Source organism: Sphingomonas sp. Marseille-Q8236, from assembly GCF_965112005.1.
In genome coordinates, this window is the sequence record NZ_CBCOPO010000001.1 from 630,770 (window position 1) to 651,000 (window position 20,231).

The window sequence follows — 20,231 nt, forward strand, 5'->3', positions numbered from 1 at the left end:
CACCTGCTGCCCGCCCATCAGGATGAAGGGAAAGATTTGCGAAGCCGAGGCCTTGTGCGGGTGCTCGTCCGATCCGGCCTTTATCGCGCCACGATCCGCAGCAATGTTGCCGATACGCAACATTATGGGAGAAAGTGTTCGTGGCCGTTGACTTTTCCAAGATTGCCATTCTTTCGCTTACAACCTTCGGAGTTGCGGCGTCCTCGCCCCCTCAGGAGCGGGTTGTCGCGCCGGATGGGCTGGAACCGATCACGATCAACGGCGTCACGCGCATCGTCCGCATCGATCCGGGCGTTCCGGCCATGCCCCTCATCACCCAGGAATTCGCCGAAGCGGCGGGTATGAAAGCGGGCATGATCGGCGTCGGCTATGGCGTGGGACCCAAGCTGATCGCAGGTCGCACCGCCGTGGCACGGGTCACGTTCGGCTCGGAAAAGCCACAGAAGCGGCGGATCGGTTTTACCCCACAGCCCTTTGCCACGGGCGTTGCGGGAGTCTTCGGGCCGGGCAGTCTTCCCGAACCCGTTATCCGCTTCCGTCTACGCGAACCGGTCGCCGGGGAACGCACGATCGCCTTTCCCATGGTCGACCAAGGCGATTTGTTCGGCGGCTGGGCCGAGCGGTTCGCAACCATCATGGTAGAGGGAGAGCCGCTGCGCATCCGCTTCGATCCGCACCATCCCTACACCCTGGCCAATGCGGGCGCGGCGGTGCGACTGGCCCGCGCCTATGGCGGCAGTTTGACCGGGTCGACCCGCACGACCGAGATCGCCTTCGGCGTCGAGCGCCCGATCCGCACCATGACGCTGGCGACCCCGCTGATCGTCGGGCCGCTCACCATAGGATCATTGGGCGTGCGGACCACGGACAATGGCAAGACGGATAGCATCGCCGACGCCGACAAAGCCGTCGACCCCAATGAGGTGGTGGTAACTGGCAAGGGCAAGCACGACATCAAGCGCGATCGCCTGTCGATCGGCGCAGACCGGCTCGACCGCTGCTCGTCGATCGTGTTCGACAAGCCCGCGCATCAGATACGGCTTAGCTGCCGCTGACATCGCCTAGGCGAGCAGCGCGTCCTCTTCCTCGGCCGATTCCACCTCGGCGGCCTGGCGGGCCCACATCTCGGCATAGAGGCCCCCCGAGGCCAGCAATTCGCCATGGGTCCCCCGCTCCGCCACCCGGCCGCCGTCGAGGACGACGATCTGGTCGGCATGGACGATGGTCGACAGCCGGTGCGCGATGACCAGGGTCGTGCGCCCGCGCTCGATCGCCTGGAGCGTCGCCAAGATATCCGCCTCGGTCCGGCTGTCGAGCGCGCTGGTCGCCTCGTCGAGGATCAGGATGGGCGGATCTTTCAGCAGCGTGCGCGCGATCGCCACGCGCTGTTTCTCGCCGCCCGACAGCTTCAACCCGCGCTCGCCGACGCGGGTGGCATAACCCTGTGGCTGGCGTTCGATGAAGTAGGCGATGGCGGCACCCTTGGCGGCCTGCTCCACCTCGGCCTGGTCGGCGCCTTCGCGGCCATAGCCGATATTATAGCCGATCGTGTCGTTGAACAGCACCGTGTCCTGCGGCACGATCCCGATCGCGGCGCGCAAGCTATCCTGCGTCACCTGCGCCACCGCCTGCCGGTCGATGATGATCGCGCCCTGGTTCACATCGTAGAAGCGGTAGAGCAATCGCGCGAGCGTCGACTTGCCCGCCCCCGATGGCCCGACGACCGCGCACGTCGTCCCGGCCGGAATGTCGAGGGTCAACCCCTTCAGGATCGCGCGATCGGGCTCATAGCCGAAGACGACCTGGTCGAAGCGGACATGCCCGCCCGTGACGGCCAGCGGCGTCGCGCCGGGGGCGTCGACCACCTCGGCGGGGGTGTCGATCAGGTCGAACATCGCCCCCATGTCGATCACCCCCTGCCGGATGGTACGATAGACCATCCCCAGCAGGTCGAGCGGCCGGAAAAGCTGCGACAACAGGGTGGAAACGAACACCACATCGCCCGCCGACGCAGCACCCCGGCTCCACTCGCGCACGACCCAGGCCATGGCGAAGCCCAGCATCAGGCTGGTGATCGCCGCCTGCCCCACGTTCAGCCAGGCCAGCGAGTTCTCCGACTTGGTCGCCGCGCGCGCATAGGCGGCGACGCCATTCTCGTACCGCTTCGCCTCGCGCTCCTCGGCGTTGAAATATTTCACCGTCTCGAAGTTAAGCAGCGAGTCGACGGCATGGGCGACCGCGCCGGTGTCGAGATCGTTCATCTTCGTGCGCAAAGCGTTGCGCCAGTCGGTTACCTTGCGGGTGAAGACGATGTACAGGACCACCATCGCCAGCGTGGTGACGACCAGCACCGGCCCGAAACTCTTTCCGAAGATCGTCAGGACCAGCGCCAGTTCCAGCACCGTCGGGGCGATGTTGAACAGCAGGAAGTAGAGCATGGTGTCGATGCTCTTGGTCCCGCGCTCGACCACCTTGGTCACCGCGCCGGTGCGCCGCTCCAGATGAAAGCGCAGCGACAGGCGGTGGAGATGCCGGAACACATCGGCGGACAGCCGCCGGGTCGCGTCCTGCCCGACCATCTCGAACACCGCATTGCGGAGATTGTCGAACAGCGTCGTTCCGAACCGCGCCGCCGCATAGCCGATGACCAGCAGGACGATCAGCATCACCGCGCCGCGATCGCCCCCCGCCATCCGGTCGACGGCATATTTTAGCGTATAGGCCGCGCCCAGCACCTGGAGAAGCTTGGACACCACGACCAACGCCATCGCCGCCACGATCCGCGCGCGCAGAGCAGGCGCTCCGGCGGGCCAGAGATAGGGCAGGAAACGGCGAAGCGTCGGGATCAGAGGCCGGTCAGGCGTACCGGCGGTGGGGTCGAGTGGCGGCATGTCGTCCCCATGTCGGCGGAACGGGGGCGAAGTTCAATGGTGCACCCGTCATCCCGGCGCAGGCCGGGATCTCCGTCGACCGATCATCCCATGTCGAAGGAGGCCCCGGCCTGCGCCGGGGCGACGGGCGTGACGGCTTATTTCAAGCCTTTCACATAGTCCGCGCCATGCTTCACATCGGCCGTAGAGCCCTTCAGCGTGTCGCCGATCGGCTCGGCACGGCCGCCCAGGCAGGGGGCGAGGAAATTCTCGGCCACCGCGTTGAAGGCGATGTTGTTGGCGGGCCGGGCAAAGCCATGGCCTTCGTCGGGGAAGACGACATAGGTGACGGGGATGTTCTTCGCCGCCATGGCCGCGACGATCTGGTCGCTTTCCGCGACATTGACGCGCGGGTCGTTGGCGCCCTGCCCGATGAGCAGCGGCTTCTTGATCCGGTCGACAAAGGTCAGCGGCGAACGCTCCTTCAGCAGCGCGCGGCCCTCCTCGGTGGTGGGGTCGCCCATCCGCTTGTAGAATTGCTGCTTACCCGCTTCCCAATAAGGCGGGATCGTCTTGAGCAGGGTGAACAGGTTCGACGGACCGACGATATCGACGCCGCACGCGAATTTCTCCGGCGTGAAGGTCAGGCCCGCCAGCGTCGCATAGCCGCCATAGGAACCGCCCATGATCGCCACCTTGTCGGGTGTGGTGACGCCCTGCTTGACCGCCCAGTCGACCGCGTCGATCAGGTCGTCATGCATCTTGCGGCCCCATTGCAGGTCGCCCGCCGAGATGAAGTTCTTCCCAAAGCCGGTCGAGCCGCGATAATTGACCGACAGCACCGCATAGCCGCGATTGGCGAGCCACTGGTGATAGCCGTTATAGCCATAAGCATCGCGCGCCCAGGGGCCGCCATGAACGAACAACACCATCGGCACCGGCCCGGTCACGCCCTTCGGCTTGGTCAGGTACGACACCAGCGTCAGCCCGTCGCGCGCCGGGATTTCCACCGCCTCCATCGGCACCAGCGGCGCATCGGCCAGTTCGGGGCGGCTGACATAAAGCTGAGTCAGCGTCTTGCCCTTGCGATCGTACAGCCAGGTCGAGGCGGGCGCGGTCACCGGATCGAAGGTGACGATCCACTTGTCGTCGGCATCGGTGCGCGACCCGATCGAGAACTCACCCTTATTCTGCGCCTTGAGAAAGGCGAGGTCGGCCTTCACCGCATCGCCGACCGGCACATAATCGCGCTTGAGATAGTTGACCGAATAGGCCTCGACCCGACCGGTCTTGGGATTGAACAGCCCGCCGCCGACATCGGCCTTGGGGCTTTCGCCGATCACGGCCATCTTGCCGCTGCCCATGTCCTGCGCCATCAGCGCGGCGGTGTTCCGGCCGCGGCTGTCCATCCAGTAGAGCGTCTTGCCATCCACCGTGAAGCCCAGCGGCGAGGTGGTCAGTGAATCGTCCAGCCCGAACTGCACGACCGGCGTCGCCTCGACGGTGGTGCCGTTGACCCGGTAATAGTCGGAACCGCCATCAGGCCGCGCCTTGGCCGCCATGCGCAGCTGTAGCTGGTCGTCGGCCAGGAACCCGGCATAGCCGTCATTCTGCATCACCTTGGTCAGCGCGCCGCTGGTCAGGTTCAGCTCGTACACGTCATGCCAGCGCGGATCGCGATTGTTGACGCCGACCAGGATACGGTCCTTGATCGTCTCGCTGGTGCCGACGATCTGGACGCGCGTCTTCTCGAACGGGGTCAGCGCCTTTTGCTCGCCGGTCGCGACATTGACGCCGTAGAGCAGAAAATTCTCATCGCCGCCCTTGTCGTTGACGAACAGGATCGACTTGGAATCAGGCGACCAGAAGGCCTGGCGGATCGGCCGCCCCTTCTCGGCGGTCAGTGGCTTGGCCTGGTCGGGCGTTGCGATCGGCGCGACCCAGACGTTGAGCACACCGTCGCGCGGCGCGATGAAGCTGATCCACTTGCCATCGGGCGAAAGTTGCCCGCCGATCTTGGTCGGATTGCCGAACAACTTGGTCCGTTCGATCAGCGGCACGTCCGCCGCCATTGCCGACTGCGCCACCATCATCGCCGCTCCTGCCGCCAATAAAGCCTTCAACACCATCTCATGCTCCCACCCACGGACTGTATTGGTCGAGCATGACAGCGCCGCCAAGCCCCGGCAAGCGCAAAATCGGAACAACTTGGCGCACCCCCGCGTTTTCAAAAACAAGTGGAGGCGGTCGAATGGAACCGATTTTCTATGTGATGGCAATCCTGGGCTGCGGCGATGGCAGCATCGATTGCACCGAGGCCCGCATGGTCCCCGCACGATATGAAACCATGGCGCAGTGCCGCGCCGACCTCGCCAACCGGATCGCCACCAATACCGATGTTCCCTTCCCGGTCATCGGCGCGGATTGCCGTCGCATGGGCGCGCAAATGGCGAAGGCCGAGCGTAAACCGTCGCGGGGCTGAGCCATATATCCTTGCCCCCGCTCGGCCAGAGCGCAGTCGAAGACAAAGGATCGATCCCAGCCGACAGCTTGGTGGCCTTCATCCCTTGGCCTTCGCCCGAACTGAACGGGAGCAAGGACGATTAACGCGGTCGCGTCCATAGCGTCGGGTCGCGCGGCGTGATCGTCATCCGGGCCCGCCGCGCAGCCTGCATGCTTGCCGCCACCATGAAACGCAGCTTTTCGGTCTTGCTGGTCCCAACGCGGTTGTCCCAGGCCCGCCGGCCACGCCGCGCCACCTTGCGCCCGATCGCGCCATAGATCGCCGCCGCCGACAGGACCGCCCAGGCCGACCGATAGGACAAAGCGGGCGTGCCCATCCGCGCGCTCGCCTCGAACCGGGCCGCCTGGTCGGTCAGGCGGCGGGCCAATGCGCTCAGGCCCGGTCGGTGCGACGGCGCCATGATCGCGTCGGGCGAGATACTCTTATAGGCAAGCCATTCACGCGGCAGATAATGCCGTCCCGCCCCCGCATCCTCGGCGATGTCGCGCGCGATATTGGCGAGCTGAAACGCCATCCCCAGGTCGCAGGCACGGTCGAGCACCGCCTCGTCATCGGGTGCCACGCCCATCGTCACCGCCATCATGCAACCGACCACGCCCGCGACATGATAGCAGTAACGGTAGAGATCCTCCTCGGTCTCGGGCCGCCAATCCTCGGCATCCAGCGCGAACCCAGCGATCAGGTCGCGTGGCCAGCGATGCGGCATCCCCGTTTCCGCCGCGACGACCCGCAGCGCATCGAAGGCGGGATCGCCGACGACCTGCCCTGCCAGCGCCGCCTCGGTCTTCTCGGTCAGCTCCGCCAGCCGGGCGGGTGCATCGGCGACGCGGGTCATGCCATGGCCATGGTCCTGCCCATCGGCGATGTCGTCGCACCGGCGGCACCAGGCATAGAGCAGCCAGGCGCGCTCGCGCGTGTCGGGATCGAACAACAGGCTGGCCGCCGCGAAGCTCTTAGACCCACGCGCAATCGAGGCCTTGGCCGCCGCCACCAGCGCCGCCCGCTCGGTCGGGGCGGCGGGCTGGCTCACAGGTCGCCCGCGTTCATGCGCACGATCGGCTGGGTCGGGACGTGCGCCGCCATCCGGTCGAGCAGCCCGTCGAGCGTATCGTCGACGATCAGCAGGTCGCGGTGCTGCGGCCGGAGGAACCCGACCTCGCCCATCTTGTCCCAGAAGGCGACGAGATGATCGTAATAGCCGCCGGTGTTGAGCAGTCCGACCGGATCGGCATGATAGCCCAGCTGCGCCCAGCTCAGCGCCTCCCACAACTCGTCCATCGTGCCGGTGCCGCCCGCGATGGTGATGAAACCGTCGGACAGGTCGGTGAACGCCTTCTTGCGCTCGTGCATACCCGGCACGACGTGCAGCTCGGTCAGGCCGCGATGCGCGACCTCGGCATCGACCAGCGCCTGCGGGATGATGCCGATCACCTCGCCCCCGGCCGCCAGCGCCGCATCGGCGACCGCGCCCATCAGGCCCAGCCGTCCGCCGCCATAGACGACGCCGATCCCCCGCTCCGCCAGCCCGCGCCCCACGCTCCGCGCCGTTTCGATATAGAGGGGGTCGCTGGGGGTCGCCGACCCGCAATAAATGGCCAATCGCTTCATGGTGATGAGCGCTAGGCGATGGGGCGGGACGGAGCAAGCGGGTTACGGCGAACCGCCTGCCGCTGCCCGCCGGGCACCGTCGGCGCATGACGAAAGAGGCAATGCGGTCGCCCCGCATCGCCCGTCACATCCGTCGGACTGGCGCTTACTTGCCGCGCAGCGTGTTGAGCAGCGCGATGCCGACCACGCCGCCCAGCGCGGCCGAGGCCAGCGGACGCTCGCGGACGAAGTCGCGGACCTGATTGAACAGCGGACGCACCGTCTGGTCGACGCTGGTCTTGGCGTCGCCGAAAGCCTTCTGGGCCTTGCCGCCCAGCTGTTCGCCCTTGCCTTCGGCCTGCATGGTCTTGTCGCCCAGCACGCCGCCCAAGCCTTCCTTGACCTGACCGCCGAAATTGGTGGCTGCGCCGTCGATCGTGTCGGTGTTCATGAAATTTCTCCTTTCACGAGGCAGGAATGATTGGGGCGTCAAACCCGCAAGGCCGCCGATGTTTCCGAAACGGCCGCGATGGAGAGCCGGGATCGACCGGCGCGCGTCGTCGCGCCCTTTCCCCATCCGCCCGGCGTCGCTACATGCACGGCGATGGTCGCCGACCCCCTTGCCAAGCTCCACGAAGTTTTCGGGTACAGCCAGTTCCGGGGTGTCCAGGAACAGGTGGTCGACCGTGTCCTGAACCGCCAGCGGACGCTGGCGGTGATGCCGACCGGCGCGGGCAAGTCGCTCTGCTACCAGCTTCCCGCCGTGATGATGGACGGATGCTGCGTCGTGGTCAGCCCGCTGATCGCGCTGATGCACGACCAGTTGCGCGCGGCCGAGGCGGTCGGCATCCGCGCCGCCACATTGACCAGCGTCGACCAGAATCGCGCCGAGACGGTCGCGCGCTTCCGCGACGGCCAGCTCGACCTGCTCTATGTCGCCCCGGAACGCGCGTCGTCGGGGCATTTCCGCGAGCTGCTGGGCTCCGCGCCGCTCAGCCTGTTCGCGATCGACGAGGCCCACTGCGTCAGCGAATGGGGCCACGACTTCCGCCCCGATTATCGCCTGCTCGAGCCGTTGATGGATGCGTTCCCCGACGTGCCCCGGCTCGCGCTGACCGCGACCGCCGACGCGCATACCCGCGCCGACATCGCCAAGCAGCTGGGCATTCCGGTCGAGGGGATGATCGTCTCGGGCTTCGACCGGCCCAATATCCGCTATGCGATCAGTCCCAAGGCCAATGTAAACCTGCAGATCGCGCGGGTGGTCGCCGACACGCCGGGCCCCGGCATCGTCTATGCCCAGACGCGCGCCGCGACCGAGAAGCTGGCCGAGGCGCTGGCCCGGACCGGGCGGCCGGTGCGCGCCTATCATGCCGGGCTCGACCCCGCGATCCGCGCGAAGAACCAGGCCGATTTCGTGGCGAGCGAGGATATGGTGATCTGCGCCACCGTCGCCTTCGGCATGGGGATCGACAAGCCCGATGTGCGCTTCGTCGCGCATGCCGGGCTGCCCAAGTCGATCGAGGCCTATTATCAGGAAACCGGGCGCGCGGGCCGCGACGGCGATCCGTCGGTCGCGCATCTCTTCTGGGGTGCGGAGGACTTCGCCCGCGCGCGCCAGCGCATCGCCGAGGTGGAGCCCGAACGCCAGCCCGGCGAGCGCGCGCGGCTGGCGGCGCTGGGCGCGCTGGTCGAGACGGGCGGGTGTCGCCGCCGCATCCTGCTGCGCCATTTCGGCGAGGATTTGCCCGAGGATTGCGGCAATTGCGACAATTGCCTGGGCTCGCCCGATGCGGTCGATGCAACGACGACCGCGCAGAAATTCCTGTCCGCGGTGTTCCGCACCGGCCAGATGTTCGGCGCGGGCTATATCGAGCAGGTGCTGACCGGCCAGTCGACCGAGCGCAGCCTGATGAACGGGCATGAGGCGCTATCGGTGTGGAATATCGTCGACGGCGACGAGGTGGCGCTGCTCAAGCCGGTCCACCGCGCGCTGCTGCTGCGCGATGCGCTGCGCACCAATCATCATGGCGGGCTGGAGTTCGGCCCCGCCGCACGCGCACTGATCAAGGGCGAGGCGCGGCTCTCCTTGGTCGTGCCGCCCAAGCGCGAGCGCAAGGGCCGTCGTGCCGCGCCGGTCGCCGCCAACCCGGCGGACAATCCGCTGTTCGAGGCGCTGCGCACCAAGCGGCGCGAGCTGGCGCAGGAGGCGGGGGTGCCGCCTTACGTCATATTCCACGACTCGGTGCTGCGCGACATGGCGGCGCAGCGGCCGACCAGCCGCGCGGCGCTATCGCTGCTGTCGGGCATCGGCGCGCGCAAGCTGGATGCCTATGGCGAAGCCTTTCTGGCGGTGATCCGCGACGCCGGTTAGTATCGGGCGCGTCATGACCTTCACCAGCCCCGCCCCGACCCTGACCACCGAGCGCCTGATCCTGCGTGGTCACCATCCCGACGATCTCGACGCGCTGGCGGCGATGTGGGCCGAACCGGCGGTGTACGGCATGATCGGCGGCAAGCCCCGCCCGCGCGAGGATGTGTGGATTCGACTGCTTCGGTCGGTCGGATGCTGGACGGTGTTCGGCTATGGCGCCTGGGTGGTATGCGACCGGGCGACGGGCGATGTGCTGGGCGATATGGGCCTGCTGGAAGCGCGCCGTGAGATCCGGCCCGAACTGACGGTGCCGGAAGCGGGGTGGACGCTGGTTCCGAAGGCCCATGGCCGGGGCTATGCGGGCGAGGCGATGCGCGCGGTGCTCGACTGGGCGGACGCGCGAGGCATCGGGCGGACCTGCTGCATCATCGATCCGGGCAATGCGGCGTCGATCGGCCTCGCGGGCAAGCTGGGTTATGCAGCGCCGGTCGAGGGGGTGTATCACGACCGGCCGATCCGGATTTTCCACCGGGGGTAAACCCGGCCCTCCGTTCGCGGGGAGCGAAGTCGAAGCGCATGGGAATGTGCTCGCGGATGGGGTGGGGCGTGGGCTTCGACTTCGCTCAGCCTGAACGGGGGCGGGGGTTCGTGCGAAGGCGCGGAGACGCGGACCCGCCCTCCGTTCGCACTGAGCGAAGTCGAAGTGCACGGGAATGCGCTCGCGGATGGGGCGGGGGTTTGTGCGGGGGTGTGGAGAGGGAGTGCCCGACCAAAGGCCGCTTCTCGTCACCGACGATGCGTCAGGGGGGACGGACGAAGAGGCACCGGACGCCGACGCCCGCTCAAACCTCTCTGCGCCTTCGCGCCGCCGCGCGAACAAAAGGCCCCGCGCCCGACGTTGGCGGTTCAAGCCCCGCCTGCAATGGGTTACACTGCCCCCGTGACGCTTGCCCTGATCCTTTCCGCCATCGCCATGACGCTGATCGTCGGCGTGCGCTATCTGCTCGCCTCGGGCGCGTTCGCGCTGGCGACCAGGGCGCGGCATCCCAACCTCTATGCCGGGCTCGACCCGCAGATCCGCCGCGAAATCTGGTGGAGCCTCGCCTCCGCCGCCATTTACGGGGTGCCCGCCGGGATCGTCGCCTGGGGCTGGCAGAATCGCGGGTGGACGCGAATCTATGCCGATGTCCATGCCTGGCCGCTCTGGTATCTGCCCGTCTCGGTGCTGCTCTATCTGATCGCGCACGATACGTGGTTCTACTGGACGCATCGCTGGATGCACCGCCCGGCGATCTTCAAGCGCGCCCATGCCGTCCATCATGCCAGCCGTCCGCCCACCGCCTGGGCCGCCATGGCCTTTCACCCGATCGAGGCGGTGACCGGTGCTGTGGCCATTCCGCTACTGGTCTTCGTGATTCCGATCCATGTCGCCGCACTCGGCTTGGTCCTGACGATCATGACCGTTATGGGCGTCACCAACCATATGGGGTGGGAAATCTTTCCCCGCTTCATGTGGCAGGGGCACCTGGGGGGGTGGCTCATTACCGCAAGCCATCACCAACGGCATCATGAGCAATATGGGTGCAACTATGGACTCTATTTCCGCTTCTGGGATCGACTGTGCGGGACCGACCGGGGTCTTGGCGATTTCGAACGCGCCCATGCGCAGGCGGCACGCCGCGTCGCGGGGGCTGGCGCTGGTCCTGGCCGCGTTGCCGCTGATGAGCGCCGCACCGGTTAGCCGACTGGACATCGGCATCGACCAGATGCGCTCGGCCAAGGGAATGATCCGCCTCTGCCTGACCGCCGATCCGGACAATTTTCCCGCCTGTGTCGATGATGCGCGCGCGATGACGCGCTCGGTCCCGGCGGGGCAGAAGGCGTTGCACCTCGACGGCCTGCCGCATGGCGATTACGCCGCCGCCGTCATCCATGACGAAAACGGCAATGCCAAGCTCGACACGCTGGCCGGCATCCCGCGCGAAGGCTTTGGTTTCTCGCGCAATCCGGCGATCCGCTTCGGCCCGCCGCGCTTCAAGGCCGCGCGGTTCACCCTGGATTCTGTTGCCGAAACACAACAGATTCGGATGCGTTACATTTTCTGAACGGCGGAATCGGAGCGAAATCCTCACCCTGGCGTTCCATTTCGGATAATCCAATCGGGGAGTTTTCCGTCTTGCGTTCATTTTCGCGCCTATCGTCGCGCGTCATCGCCCCGCTGGCCGTCGCGGGCGCGCTGTCCCTGGCGGCGCCTGCCCTGGCGCAGGACACGACCGTCGCCACCAATCCCGCCGCCGCCGAAATGGCGGGTCAGCTCGGCAAGAACACCATCACCATCGGTCTGGGTGCGGCCTATCTCCCGGATTATGAGGGGTCGAACGACTATTCCTTTTCGCCAGCGCCCGCCGCGCTGGCCTATATCGACGGTCACACGATCACCCTGATCGGCAACCGCCTGTCGGTCGACCTGATCGGCGACAAGAACAACCGCGACTGGGATTTCCAGGCGGGGCCGATCGGCGTCGTCAATCTCGATCGCACCGCCCCGTCACGCATCGACGATCCCCGCGTCCGCGCGCTGGGCAAGATCGGCGCGGCGGTGGAACTGGGCGGCTATGTCGGCATCGGCAAGGTCGGCGTGGTGACCAGCCCCTATGACCGCCTCTCCGTCTCGGTCAGCTATCGCCACGACGTGACCGGCGTGCACGACAGCGGCATCTGGCAGCCCTCGGTCAACTATTTCACGCCGCTGTCGACCAAGGCGGCGGTCGGCCTGTTCGCCACGGCGGAACATGCCGGGCGCGGCTATGCCCGCCGCTATTTCTCGATCGACCCGAACCAGAGCGTGGCGAGCGGCCTGCCGGTCTACAATGCCCGGTCGGGGTGGAAGGACTGGTCGGTCGGCGGGCTCGCCACCTATTCGATCACCGGCAATTTGCTGAAGGGTTGGAAACTGGTCGGCGGCGTGACCTATGGTCGCATGGTCAATGATTTCGCCGACAGCCCGATCGTCTCGCAGGCCGGTTCGCGCGGCCAGTGGCTGAGCGCGCTGGGTGTGGCCTATACCTTCTGAAAACCCCCTCCCCCGCATGGGGGAGGTACAGGCGAAGATGGTCGAGGGGTGTTGCGCCGTCGAGCGCGTGACGCCCCCTTAGCTTCAGGACCTCGGAGATAGCCGCTTTATTCCTGCGGGCATTCCCCGGGCTGGGTTACCGGCGCACCACCCATATACCATTGGCTGCGGTCGCCCATCGTTTCGCGGTCATGATAGCAGACCCGCGCGCTGGACGCCTTGGTATCGACCTCGACCGTCCAGTTGTTGTCGGCGCAATCGTGCGGGGTACAGCCATGCGCCGCGATCACCTGCTCGCCCTTGCGGAAGATGGGCACCGTCACCGCCCCGCGCGACATGATCCGCTGAACCAGTTGCTGGTTCCCCACGGCATCGTGCAGCGCGCTTGCCACCTCGGTCCGGTCGAAGAAGGTCACGCCGTCCACGGCGTCATTCGGGTAATGGCCGATATAGGCGGTCAGCGGATTGACCTGCGCCACCCCGGCGATCGGCGTGGGTCGGGCGGTGCCGGGGGGCGTGAAGTTGCCCGGCGCGACATCCGAGTCGGCCTCCTCCGCCTTCCCGCCGCACGCCGCCAGCGCCAAGGCCAGCGCCGGTGCCAGCAGGGCCATAGGGGCAAGGAAGGCGAAACGGCGCATCTCTCTCTCCTGAATCAATTGCTTTTGGCGGGAACGCTTCGACGGCATGGCCGGTTGCCAATACATGACAGCCTTCCCCGCCCCGGATCCCGCGCTGGACCGCTTCGTCGCGGCCCAGGCGGACAGCTTCGCCACTGCCATGGCCTAATTGCGCGCGGGACGGAAACGGAGCCATTGGATGTGGTTCATCTTTCCCCAGATCGCCGGGCTGGGCCGCAGTGCCACCGCGCAACATTATGCGATCCGCGATGCGACCGAGGCGCAAGCCTATCTGGCGCATCCGATCCTGGGGCCCCGCCTGCTCGACGCGGTTCGAACCGCCATCGGCGCACCGGGATCGGCAGAGGCGGTGTTCGGCGGGATCGATGCGATGAAGCTGCGTTCGTCGCTGACGCTGTTCGCGGCAGTGGCCAACGACCCCGCACCGTTCCGCGCCGGGTTGGATCGGTTCTTCGGCGGAGTTGACGACCAGGCGACGCTGGCAAGGCTCGACCGGCGCGCATGATGACGCGCATCATGGCCGAGCCTGTCGCCAAGTCGATCACTCGCCAGTCCACTCACTTGATCGTGACGGGCCCGGGGCCGGTCACGCTGGCCGACTGATCGGCGGTCAGCACGATCGTCCATTGCGTGCTGTTGTCGCAGACCGCATTCCAAGTGGGATTGCCGTTGACCGCCGCCGCTTCCTTCATCGCGGTGACCGACTGGCAGCCGGCACCGCTCGGGCCGGCATCGCGGATCGCGCGGAACAGGACCCCGCGACGCTGCCCCTCGGGCAAGGCGCGAATCTTGGTGCCCAGCGCATCGGCGCTCATCACGCTGCCATTGCTTATGGCGGTGGTCGTGTTGGCACCGGTCGGCTCGGTCGAGGAACCACAGGCCGCCAGCGGCAATGCGGCCGTCATCACGGCGAGGGTGATCGTCGAACGCTTCATGACCATGATCCTCCAAAAGGCTCCCCGGCCGACAGGTTGACGACCGTATCGGGTGCATAACGATTATCCGCCAAGCCGGTTGCGCGGCAATCGCACGAGAGGCAAGAGGAAGCGATGAGCGACATCCGTCTGGATCCAAGCTGGCTGGCCGTCCTGCGCGACCAGTTCGACGAGCCCTATATGCAGGCGCTCAAGACCTTCCTGGCCCAGGAACGCGAGAGTGGCCAGCGCATCTTCCCCCGCCCGTCCGAATGGTTTCGCGCGCTCGACCTGACACCGCTGCCCGAGGTGCGCGTCGTGATCCTGGGGCAGGACCCCTATCATGGCGAGGGCCAGGCGCACGGCCTGGCCTTCTCGGTCCAGCCGGGCGTCCGCCCGCCACCCAGCCTGGTCAACATCTACAAGGAGATGGCGACCGATCTGGGCATCGCCCCGCCCGGCCACGGGCTGCTCGACCATTGGGCGCGGCAGGGGGTGCTGCTGCTCAACTCGGTGCTGACCGTGCGGATGGGCCAGGCCGCCTCGCACCAGGGGCGCGGGTGGGAGCGGTTCACCGACGCGGTGATCCGCGCCGTCGCCGCCAAGCCCGAGCCGGTCGTCTTCATCCTCTGGGGCGCCTATGCCCAGAAAAAGGCGGGGTTCGTTCGCGAACTGGGCGCGGGGCGGCACTGCGTCCTGACCTCGGTCCACCCCTCGCCCCTGTCGGCACGCGGCGGCTTTTTCGGGTCGAAGCCCTTCTCGCGCGCCAATGCCTTTCTAATCGAACATGGCCGCGAGCCGATCGACTGGGCACTGCCACCCCTCTCCTGATCTGTAATAGCTATGGCATCAGTTGCTGGGAGCGCGCATAGGGGCCGCCAATTCGCAGATATGATAAGGACCAACGGCGATGGCCGACGAAGACTATGTCTATGACGAAGCGACCGGCGAATGGATCAGCGCGTCCGACGCTGCCACCAAGGCCGGTTCGGTCGGCGAGGATGATGCGGTGGTGGTCCGGGACTCGGTCGGCAATGTGCTGAGCGACGGGGATCAGGTGACGCTGATCAAGGACCTGACCGTCAAGGGCGCAGGCCAGACGCTGAAGCGCGGCACGCTGATCAAGTCGATCCGCCTGACCGGTGATGCGCAGGAAATCGACTGCAAGTTCGACGGGATCAAGGGGTTGGTGTTGCGCGCGGAGTTTGTGCGGAAGCGGTGAGGGTTGACGTTCGACGAAGCTTAGAAGAGCTTCGACCTATGCAAGCGGTCTCCTATGACGAAGCGTCCGAAAATCTGGAGGCGATGATCGACAAGGTCATCGCCGACCGCGCGCCACTCGCGATCACGCTTGATCGCGGGGAAGGCGCGGTTTTGATGTCTGCCAGCGAATGGGCGTCGATCGAGAAGACCTTAAAGAGAAGCCACCCCGCCTAGGGGGCTCGGCTTAAGACGGTTCTGCCGGGCGCTGAAATGGCAAACGCTTCGGAATGGCGCTCATCACCGACGAAGCGTGACCTGCGGCGATGTTGCGCACGTCGAGCGCTCGATCCGTGATGGACCGGGTAATGTCGCCTAGGCGACGCCCGAACGTTGTCGCTGCGTCTGCGACCATGCGCTTAAGTTCAGCAAGGTTTTCGCTGGAGAGAAGCGCCTTGATCGTTTCCACGGCAAAATCGGCAACGGCTTTCACCAGTTGCTTGCCCATGGAAAAGGCATCGGCGACGGTGTCGAGCAGCTTGTTTCGTTCGTCTTCGCTGAGCGCATGCCAGCCATAGTGAACGGCGCCAATCGCGGCACAGGTCATCATAACCGGGCTGGCTAAGGCAACCGTCCCCCCAACCGGCAGGACGCCTGCACCCAACAAGGCTCGACCTACGCCGATCAGCATCAAGCCATGTTTCGAACCGGCGCCGAACCCGATCTGTACGGCCTCAAGCACATGGCCACAACGGCTTAGCAAAACATTGTCGAGCCCTTTGAGCGTCTCGACATGACTGGCGAGAAAGCTGGAAGCGTCGGAAAATCCGTAAACTTGCGCAAGTGCCGTGACGCCTGCCGTTGCGATCTGCAACATCGCCTTCTCCTAGGATGTTCAGGAAAGCATACAGGCATCTATTCCTAGGGTCAGGACCCATTGATGTGAGCGTCGCGATCTGATTCAGGCTCCGCAAGGAGACCGAGATGAGTGACCTGTTTTGGCTGACGGACGAGCAGATGGAGCGGCTGCGGCCCTTCTTTCCCAAGAGCCATGGCAAGCCGAGGGTGGACGACCGGCGGGTGCTGAGCGGCATCGTATTCGTCAATCGCAACGGGCTTCGCTGGCGAGATGCGCCTAGCGAGTATGGCCCCCACAAGACGCTGTACAATCGGTGGAAGCGTTGGGGCGAGGCCGGCGTGTTCACGCGAATGATGGAAGGTCTGGCTGCAGCTGGCGCCGAGCCGCAGACGGTCATGATCGACGCAACCTATCTGAAGGCGCACCGCACGGCATCAAGCCTGCGGGTAAAAAAGGGGATCTTGGCCGCCTGATCGGCCGCACCAAAGGCGGTATGAATACCAAGCTACATGCCGTCGCCGATGCAAACGGGCGCCCCTTAAGCTTTTTCATGACCGCGGGCCAGGTCAGCGACTACACCGGCGCGGCAGCGCTGCTGGATGACATGCCGAAGGCGCAGTGGCTGCTCGGCGACCGCGGCTACGACGCCGACTGGTTCAGGGACGCCCTCCAGGCCAAAGGCATCCAGCCCTGCATCCCGGGCCGGCGATCACGCAACGAGCCGGTCAAATACGACAAGCGCCGCTACCGGCGCCGCAGCCGCATCGAGATCATGTTCGGCCGCCTCAAAGACTGGCGTCGGGTCGCTACCCGCTACGATCGCTGCCCCACTGCCTTCTTTGCCGCCGTCACCCTCGCTGCCACCGTCATCTTCTGGCTGTGATCAACGAGTCCTGACCCTAAAACCACTGCGAGAAACAGGCTTATATCAAAACTGTGTCGAAACTAGATACTTCGCTTTCCCATGGCCTTCGACTTCGCTCAGGCTGAACGGACGTCGGCAATGGGGCCAGACTCGCGTTGAGTGCGGCCCCATTTCATTACTCCGCCGGAAGGTAAACCTCCCCGCCCTTCTCGCGGAATTTCTCGCTCATCTCCTGCATCCCCGCCTCGGCGTCTTCCGCCGCGACGAAGGTTTCGACCGGGGCGTTCTGCTTGGCCGCGAACTCGCGCACTTCCTGCGTGATCTTCATCGAGCAGAATTTCGGGCCGCACATCGAACAGAAATGGGCGGTCTTGGCGCCCTCGGCCGGGAGCGTCTGGTCGTGGTAGGATTCCGCCGTGTCGGGGTCGAGCGACAGGTTGAACTGGTCGCGCCAGCGGAACTCGAAGCGGGCGCGGCTCAGCGCGTCGTCGCGCATCTTGGCGGCCGGGTGCCCCTTGGCCAGATCGGCGGCATGGGCGGCCAGCTTGTAGGTCACCACCCCGACCTTCACGTCGTCGCGATCGGGCAGGCCCAGATGCTCCTTGGGCGTAACGTAGCAGAGCATCGCCGTGCCGTACCACCCGATCATCGCCGCGCCGATCCCGCTGGTGATATGGTCGTAGCCCGGCGCGATGTCGGTGGTCAGCGGCCCGAGCGTGTAGAAGGGGGCCTCGCCGCACGCCTCAAGCTGCTTGTCCATATTCTGCTTGATCTTGTGCATCGGCACATGGCCCGGCCCCTCGATCATCACCTGCACGTCCTGTTCCCACGCGCGCTTGGTCAGCTCGCCCAGCGTGTAGAGCTCGGCGAACTGCGCCTCGTCATTGGCGTCCGCGATCGCGCCGGGGCGCAGGCCGTCGCCCAGCGAATAGGCGATGTCGTACGCCTTCATGATCTCGGTGATCTCGTCGAAGCGTTCGTAGAGGAACGACTCCTTGTGATGCGCCAGGCACCATTTCGCCATGATCGATCCGCCGCGCGACACGATGCCGGTGACGCGCTTGGCGGTCAGCGGGATATAGGGCAGGCGCACGCCCGCATGGATGGTGAAATAGTCGACGCCCTGCTCGGCCTGTTCGATCAGCGTGTCACGGAAGATGTCCCAGGTCAGTTCCTCGGCGATGCCGCCGACCTTTTCCAGCGCCTGATAGATGGGAACGGTGCCGATCGGCACGGGCGAGTTGCGGATGATCCATTCGCGCGTGTCGTGGATGTTGCGCCCCGTCGACAGGTCCATGACCGTGTCCGCGCCCCAGCGGATCGACCAGACCAGCTTGTCGACCTCGGACGCGACGTTGGAGGCGACCGCCGAATTGCCGATATTGGCATTGATCTTGACCAGGAAGTTGCGGCCGATCGCCATCGGTTCGGATTCGGGGTGGTTGATGTTGTTGGGGATGATCGCCCGGCCGCGCGCCACTTCGTCGCGGACGAATTCGGGGGTCACGTAATCGGGGATGCTCGCGCCGAAGCTCTCGCCGTCGCGGACATAGTCCTTGAGCATCTCGCGGCCCAGATTCTCGCGGGTCGCGACATATTCCATTTCGGGCGTGATGATGCCGCGCCGAGCATAGTGCATCTGGCTGACGTTCATGCCCGGCTTGGCGCGTAGCGGGCGGTTCAGCCCGGTGCGCGGGAATTGCGGCACGCCGCCCGACCGGTCGGGGCCCAGCTGGCCATTATCCTCGGGGCGGATCTCGCGGCCGTCATAGGCCTCGACATCGCCGCGTCCCTCGATCCAGGCACGGCGGCGCTGGGGAAGGCCCGCCATGATATCGATGCGGGCGTTCGGATCGGTGTACGGGCCGGACGTGTCATAGACGCGCAGCGGCGGCTCGCCCGAGGACGGGTCGAGATGGATTTCGCGCATCGCGACATCCAGCGGCCCGACATGAATCTTCTTCGACCCACGAATGGGGCCGGTGGTGACGCCAATTTCAGCCTTTGCGGGAATATCTGCCATAGTCCACTCCATGCGGAGGAAACGGACCATGAGAGATGGGGCCGCTCCCTCCCTACGCCGGTGTCAGCCGGATCAGGTTCAGCGGGTCGGGGGCTCTTGCCCCCCTCTCAAGCGCAGGCCAGCGCTCCCCCGGGGATAGTCCCTGCATAAGCGGATTTGCGACGGATAAGAAGCGGTTTTGCGCGGAACGCCCCATCGCCGGGGCGAACGACAAAAAAAGCCCCGATCGGGCAGGGGAAGATGGCCGACCGGGGCAGGGATCCTTGGGAAGGATAAAGGCGATCAGCCGCTGGCGGCGCTGGTCCGGACGTTGCCGTTCAGGCCGTTGGGGAAGAAGCCGCCGCCGGTGACCGCCGCCTTGTTCAGATACACGATGTTCAGCACCTGCTGCGGCGTGCGGGTGAAGGCGATGGCATTGGCATCGGCGGGCACGATATTCGCCACCTGCTGCCCATTGACGGTCGCGACGATCCCCTGATCCAGATCGGTCGAGCCATCGAGGCTGTCACGAGCATCCGAAATCTGGCCCGCCGCGGTGATCAGCGACGAGGTGGTCAGCCCCTTGCGATACAGGACCGAGCGGACCAGCCCCGCATGATAGGCCTCCGCCGCATGGATACCCGCCGCCGCCTCGACATAGGTCTTGTTGCTCAAGAGGGTGACGCCGCCCATATAGGCGGTCACACCGACATCCTCGAAGATATAGGCCGCGAGCAGGAAATTCTCGTCCGAGGCATAAGGGTCGAAGGTATCGTTCGCGCCGATCACGCCGGCGGCACGCGCCGCCGCGGTGAAGGCGCCATTGGCATCGCCCGACAGGTTGATCGCCGGTTGCGCCACCGCCGAAGTGCCGAGCGCGGTGCGCAGGAAGTTGACGTGCGCGATCTCGTCCAGGGCAATCTCGCGCGCATATTGCGCGACGATCGGGTCCTTGAACGCGACCCCGCGCGGCTGGCCGCTCGTGCCGGTCGCGACCGCGCCTTGCGTGCCCGTACCCGTCTGGAACGACGCGGCAAGGCCCGTATTGAAAGCGGCATAGCTGTAGAATTGCGCTTCCAGATATTCGAGCTGAAGCGCAAAGTTCAGTACGTCGGCATCGGTCACCGAACCGGTCGGGGCGGTGGTCGGCGTCGGGGTGGGGACGACGATCACGTCGTCATCGTCATTGTTGCAGGCGCCCAGCATCGCCAGTCCGCCCACGGCCCCCGCCCCGGCGGCCATGCGCATGAACCGGCGGCGATCGGCCCGGCGCTTGGCCGAGGCTTCGTCGATGACGTCGAGAATGAAGCGTTCTTCGCTCATGA

The 20,231-nt window shown here is 65.9% G+C and carries 22 protein-coding genes, 1 pseudogene and 1 riboswitch; of the genes and pseudogenes, 13 read left to right on the top strand and 10 right to left on the bottom strand.

The window, feature by feature from the left end; all coding sequences use genetic code 11:
• Positions 1–140: 140 nt before the first annotated feature.
• Entirely contained in the window at positions 141–1,055 is a 915-nt protein-coding gene (locus ACWPWT_RS02925) for a hypothetical protein (RefSeq protein WP_454278487.1), read from the top strand.
• A 6-nt stretch (positions 1,056–1,061) separates the two neighbouring features.
• Here the strand turns inward: ACWPWT_RS02925 and ACWPWT_RS02930 are convergent, their stop codons facing one another.
• Both ACWPWT_RS02930 and ACWPWT_RS02935 read right to left on the bottom strand, forming a co-directional pair.
• Positions 1,062–2,891 carry an ABCB family ABC transporter ATP-binding protein/permease gene (locus tag ACWPWT_RS02930; RefSeq protein WP_454278488.1) on the bottom strand — a complete coding sequence of 610 codons (1,830 nt, stop codon included), beginning with the start codon at positions 2,889–2,891 and terminating at the stop codon, positions 1,062–1,064.
• A gap of 137 nt (positions 2,892–3,028) precedes the next feature.
• Positions 3,029–4,993: a S9 family peptidase gene (locus ACWPWT_RS02935; RefSeq protein WP_454278489.1), complete on the bottom strand. Its 1,965-nt coding sequence runs from the start codon at positions 4,991–4,993 to the stop codon at positions 3,029–3,031.
• 41 nt (positions 4,994–5,034) lie between these two features.
• Here ACWPWT_RS02935 and ACWPWT_RS02940 point away from each other — a divergent pair, with 41 nt between their 5' ends.
• Positions 5,035–5,352 carry a hypothetical protein gene (locus ACWPWT_RS02940; protein WP_454278490.1) on the top strand — a complete coding sequence of 106 codons (318 nt, stop codon included), beginning with the start codon at positions 5,035–5,037 and terminating at the stop codon, positions 5,350–5,352.
• Positions 5,353–5,473: 121 nt separating this feature from the next.
• On the opposite strand, the gene ACWPWT_RS02945 is transcribed toward ACWPWT_RS02940, so the two are convergent.
• The 3 genes from ACWPWT_RS02945 to ACWPWT_RS02955 form a co-directional block, all read right to left on the bottom strand.
• The gene (locus tag ACWPWT_RS02945) at positions 5,474–6,424 is read right to left on the bottom strand and encodes a phytoene/squalene synthase family protein (RefSeq protein ID WP_261270244.1); all 951 of its coding nucleotides are present in this window, start codon (positions 6,422–6,424) and stop codon (positions 5,474–5,476) included.
• Positions 6,421–7,002 (bottom strand): LOG family protein, encoded by a 582-nt coding sequence (locus tag ACWPWT_RS02950; protein ID WP_261270243.1) that lies wholly within the window; start codon positions 7,000–7,002, stop codon positions 6,421–6,423. The genes ACWPWT_RS02945 and ACWPWT_RS02950 overlap by 4 nt, the downstream gene beginning before the upstream one ends.
• A gap of 145 nt (positions 7,003–7,147) precedes the next feature.
• A complete protein-coding gene (locus ACWPWT_RS02955; RefSeq protein WP_454278491.1) occupies positions 7,148–7,432 on the bottom strand; it encodes a CsbD family protein in 285 nt (94 codons plus the stop codon).
• Positions 7,433–7,585: 153 nt separating this feature from the next.
• On the opposite strand from ACWPWT_RS02955, the gene recQ reads away from it, so the two are divergent.
• From recQ to ACWPWT_RS02985, 6 genes and pseudogenes are all read left to right on the top strand, one after another.
• Positions 7,586–9,355, top strand: a complete 1,770-nt coding sequence (gene recQ, locus ACWPWT_RS02960; protein WP_454279876.1) for a DNA helicase RecQ — start codon at positions 7,586–7,588, stop codon at positions 9,353–9,355.
• A gap of 13 nt (positions 9,356–9,368) precedes the next feature.
• A complete protein-coding gene (locus ACWPWT_RS02965) occupies positions 9,369–9,893 on the top strand; it encodes a GNAT family N-acetyltransferase (protein ID WP_454278492.1) in 525 nt (174 codons plus the stop codon).
• A gap of 384 nt (positions 9,894–10,277) precedes the next feature.
• Positions 10,278–11,096: a sterol desaturase family protein gene (locus ACWPWT_RS02970; protein WP_261270240.1), complete on the top strand. Its 819-nt coding sequence runs from the start codon at positions 10,278–10,280 to the stop codon at positions 11,094–11,096.
• Positions 11,077–11,460, top strand: a complete 384-nt coding sequence (locus ACWPWT_RS02975; protein ID WP_454278493.1) for a DUF2141 domain-containing protein — start codon at positions 11,077–11,079, stop codon at positions 11,458–11,460. The genes ACWPWT_RS02970 and ACWPWT_RS02975 overlap by 20 nt, the downstream gene beginning before the upstream one ends.
• A 79-nt stretch (positions 11,461–11,539) precedes the next feature.
• Positions 11,540–11,650, top strand: a pseudogene (locus tag ACWPWT_RS02980) (hypothetical protein); the annotation flags it as partial.
• Positions 11,598–12,428 carry a MipA/OmpV family protein gene (locus tag ACWPWT_RS02985; RefSeq protein ID WP_405051379.1) on the top strand — a complete coding sequence of 277 codons (831 nt, stop codon included), beginning with the start codon at positions 11,598–11,600 and terminating at the stop codon, positions 12,426–12,428. The pseudogene ACWPWT_RS02980 and the gene ACWPWT_RS02985, both read left to right, overlap by 53 nt.
• Positions 12,429–12,535: 107 nt before the next feature.
• Here the strand turns inward: ACWPWT_RS02985 and ACWPWT_RS02990 are convergent, their stop codons facing one another.
• Complete coding sequence (locus ACWPWT_RS02990) at positions 12,536–13,066, bottom strand: hypothetical protein (RefSeq protein ID WP_261270237.1); 531 nt, start codon at positions 13,064–13,066, stop codon at positions 12,536–12,538.
• Positions 13,067–13,214: 148 nt separating this feature from the next.
• On the opposite strand from ACWPWT_RS02990, the gene ACWPWT_RS02995 reads away from it, so the two are divergent.
• A complete protein-coding gene (locus tag ACWPWT_RS02995; protein WP_454278494.1) occupies positions 13,215–13,571 on the top strand; it encodes a DUF1810 domain-containing protein in 357 nt (118 codons plus the stop codon).
• Between the two features lie 52 nt (positions 13,572–13,623).
• On the opposite strand, the gene ACWPWT_RS03000 is transcribed toward ACWPWT_RS02995, so the two are convergent.
• Complete coding sequence (locus ACWPWT_RS03000) at positions 13,624–14,001, bottom strand: hypothetical protein (protein WP_454278495.1); 378 nt, start codon at positions 13,999–14,001, stop codon at positions 13,624–13,626.
• Between the two features lie 114 nt (positions 14,002–14,115).
• Here ACWPWT_RS03000 and ung point away from each other — a divergent pair, with 114 nt between their 5' ends.
• The 3 genes from ung (at position 14,116) to ACWPWT_RS03015 (ending at position 15,417) form a co-directional block, all read left to right on the top strand.
• Complete coding sequence (gene ung / locus ACWPWT_RS03005) at positions 14,116–14,811, top strand: uracil-DNA glycosylase (protein ID WP_454278496.1); 696 nt, start codon at positions 14,116–14,118, stop codon at positions 14,809–14,811.
• Between the two features lie 79 nt (positions 14,812–14,890).
• Positions 14,891–15,202 (top strand): alkylphosphonate utilization protein, encoded by a 312-nt coding sequence (locus tag ACWPWT_RS03010; protein WP_454278497.1) that lies wholly within the window; start codon positions 14,891–14,893, stop codon positions 15,200–15,202.
• A gap of 38 nt (positions 15,203–15,240) precedes the next feature.
• Positions 15,241–15,417 (top strand): type II toxin-antitoxin system prevent-host-death family antitoxin, encoded by a 177-nt coding sequence (locus tag ACWPWT_RS03015; protein WP_454278498.1) that lies wholly within the window; start codon positions 15,241–15,243, stop codon positions 15,415–15,417.
• Between the two features lie 10 nt (positions 15,418–15,427).
• Here ACWPWT_RS03015 and ACWPWT_RS03020 read toward each other — a convergent pair whose 3' ends face one another.
• A complete protein-coding gene (locus tag ACWPWT_RS03020; RefSeq protein ID WP_454278499.1) occupies positions 15,428–16,057 on the bottom strand; it encodes a hypothetical protein in 630 nt (209 codons plus the stop codon).
• Positions 16,058–16,164: 107 nt separating this feature from the next.
• Between ACWPWT_RS03020 and ACWPWT_RS03025 the strand changes: the two genes are divergently transcribed.
• Positions 16,165–16,922, top strand: a protein-coding gene (locus tag ACWPWT_RS03025; RefSeq protein WP_454278138.1) for an IS5 family transposase whose coding sequence is annotated in 2 segments (ribosomal slippage) — positions 16,165–16,498 and positions 16,498–16,922 — 759 coding nt in all. Because the reading frame shifts where the segments join, the coding sequence is not laid out codon by codon here.
• 157 nt (positions 16,923–17,079) lie between these two features.
• On the opposite strand, the gene thiC is transcribed toward ACWPWT_RS03025, so the two are convergent.
• Positions 17,080–18,927 carry a phosphomethylpyrimidine synthase ThiC gene (gene thiC / locus ACWPWT_RS03030; protein ID WP_454278500.1) on the bottom strand — a complete coding sequence of 616 codons (1,848 nt, stop codon included), beginning with the start codon at positions 18,925–18,927 and terminating at the stop codon, positions 17,080–17,082.
• A gap of 32 nt (positions 18,928–18,959) precedes the next feature.
• A riboswitch (TPP riboswitch) is annotated at positions 18,960–19,068 on the bottom strand.
• Positions 19,069–19,209: 141 nt separating this feature from the next.
• Positions 19,210–20,229: a ferritin-like domain-containing protein gene (locus ACWPWT_RS03035; RefSeq protein WP_261270228.1), complete on the bottom strand. Its 1,020-nt coding sequence runs from the start codon at positions 20,227–20,229 to the stop codon at positions 19,210–19,212.
• Positions 20,230–20,231: the final 2 nt, after the last annotated feature.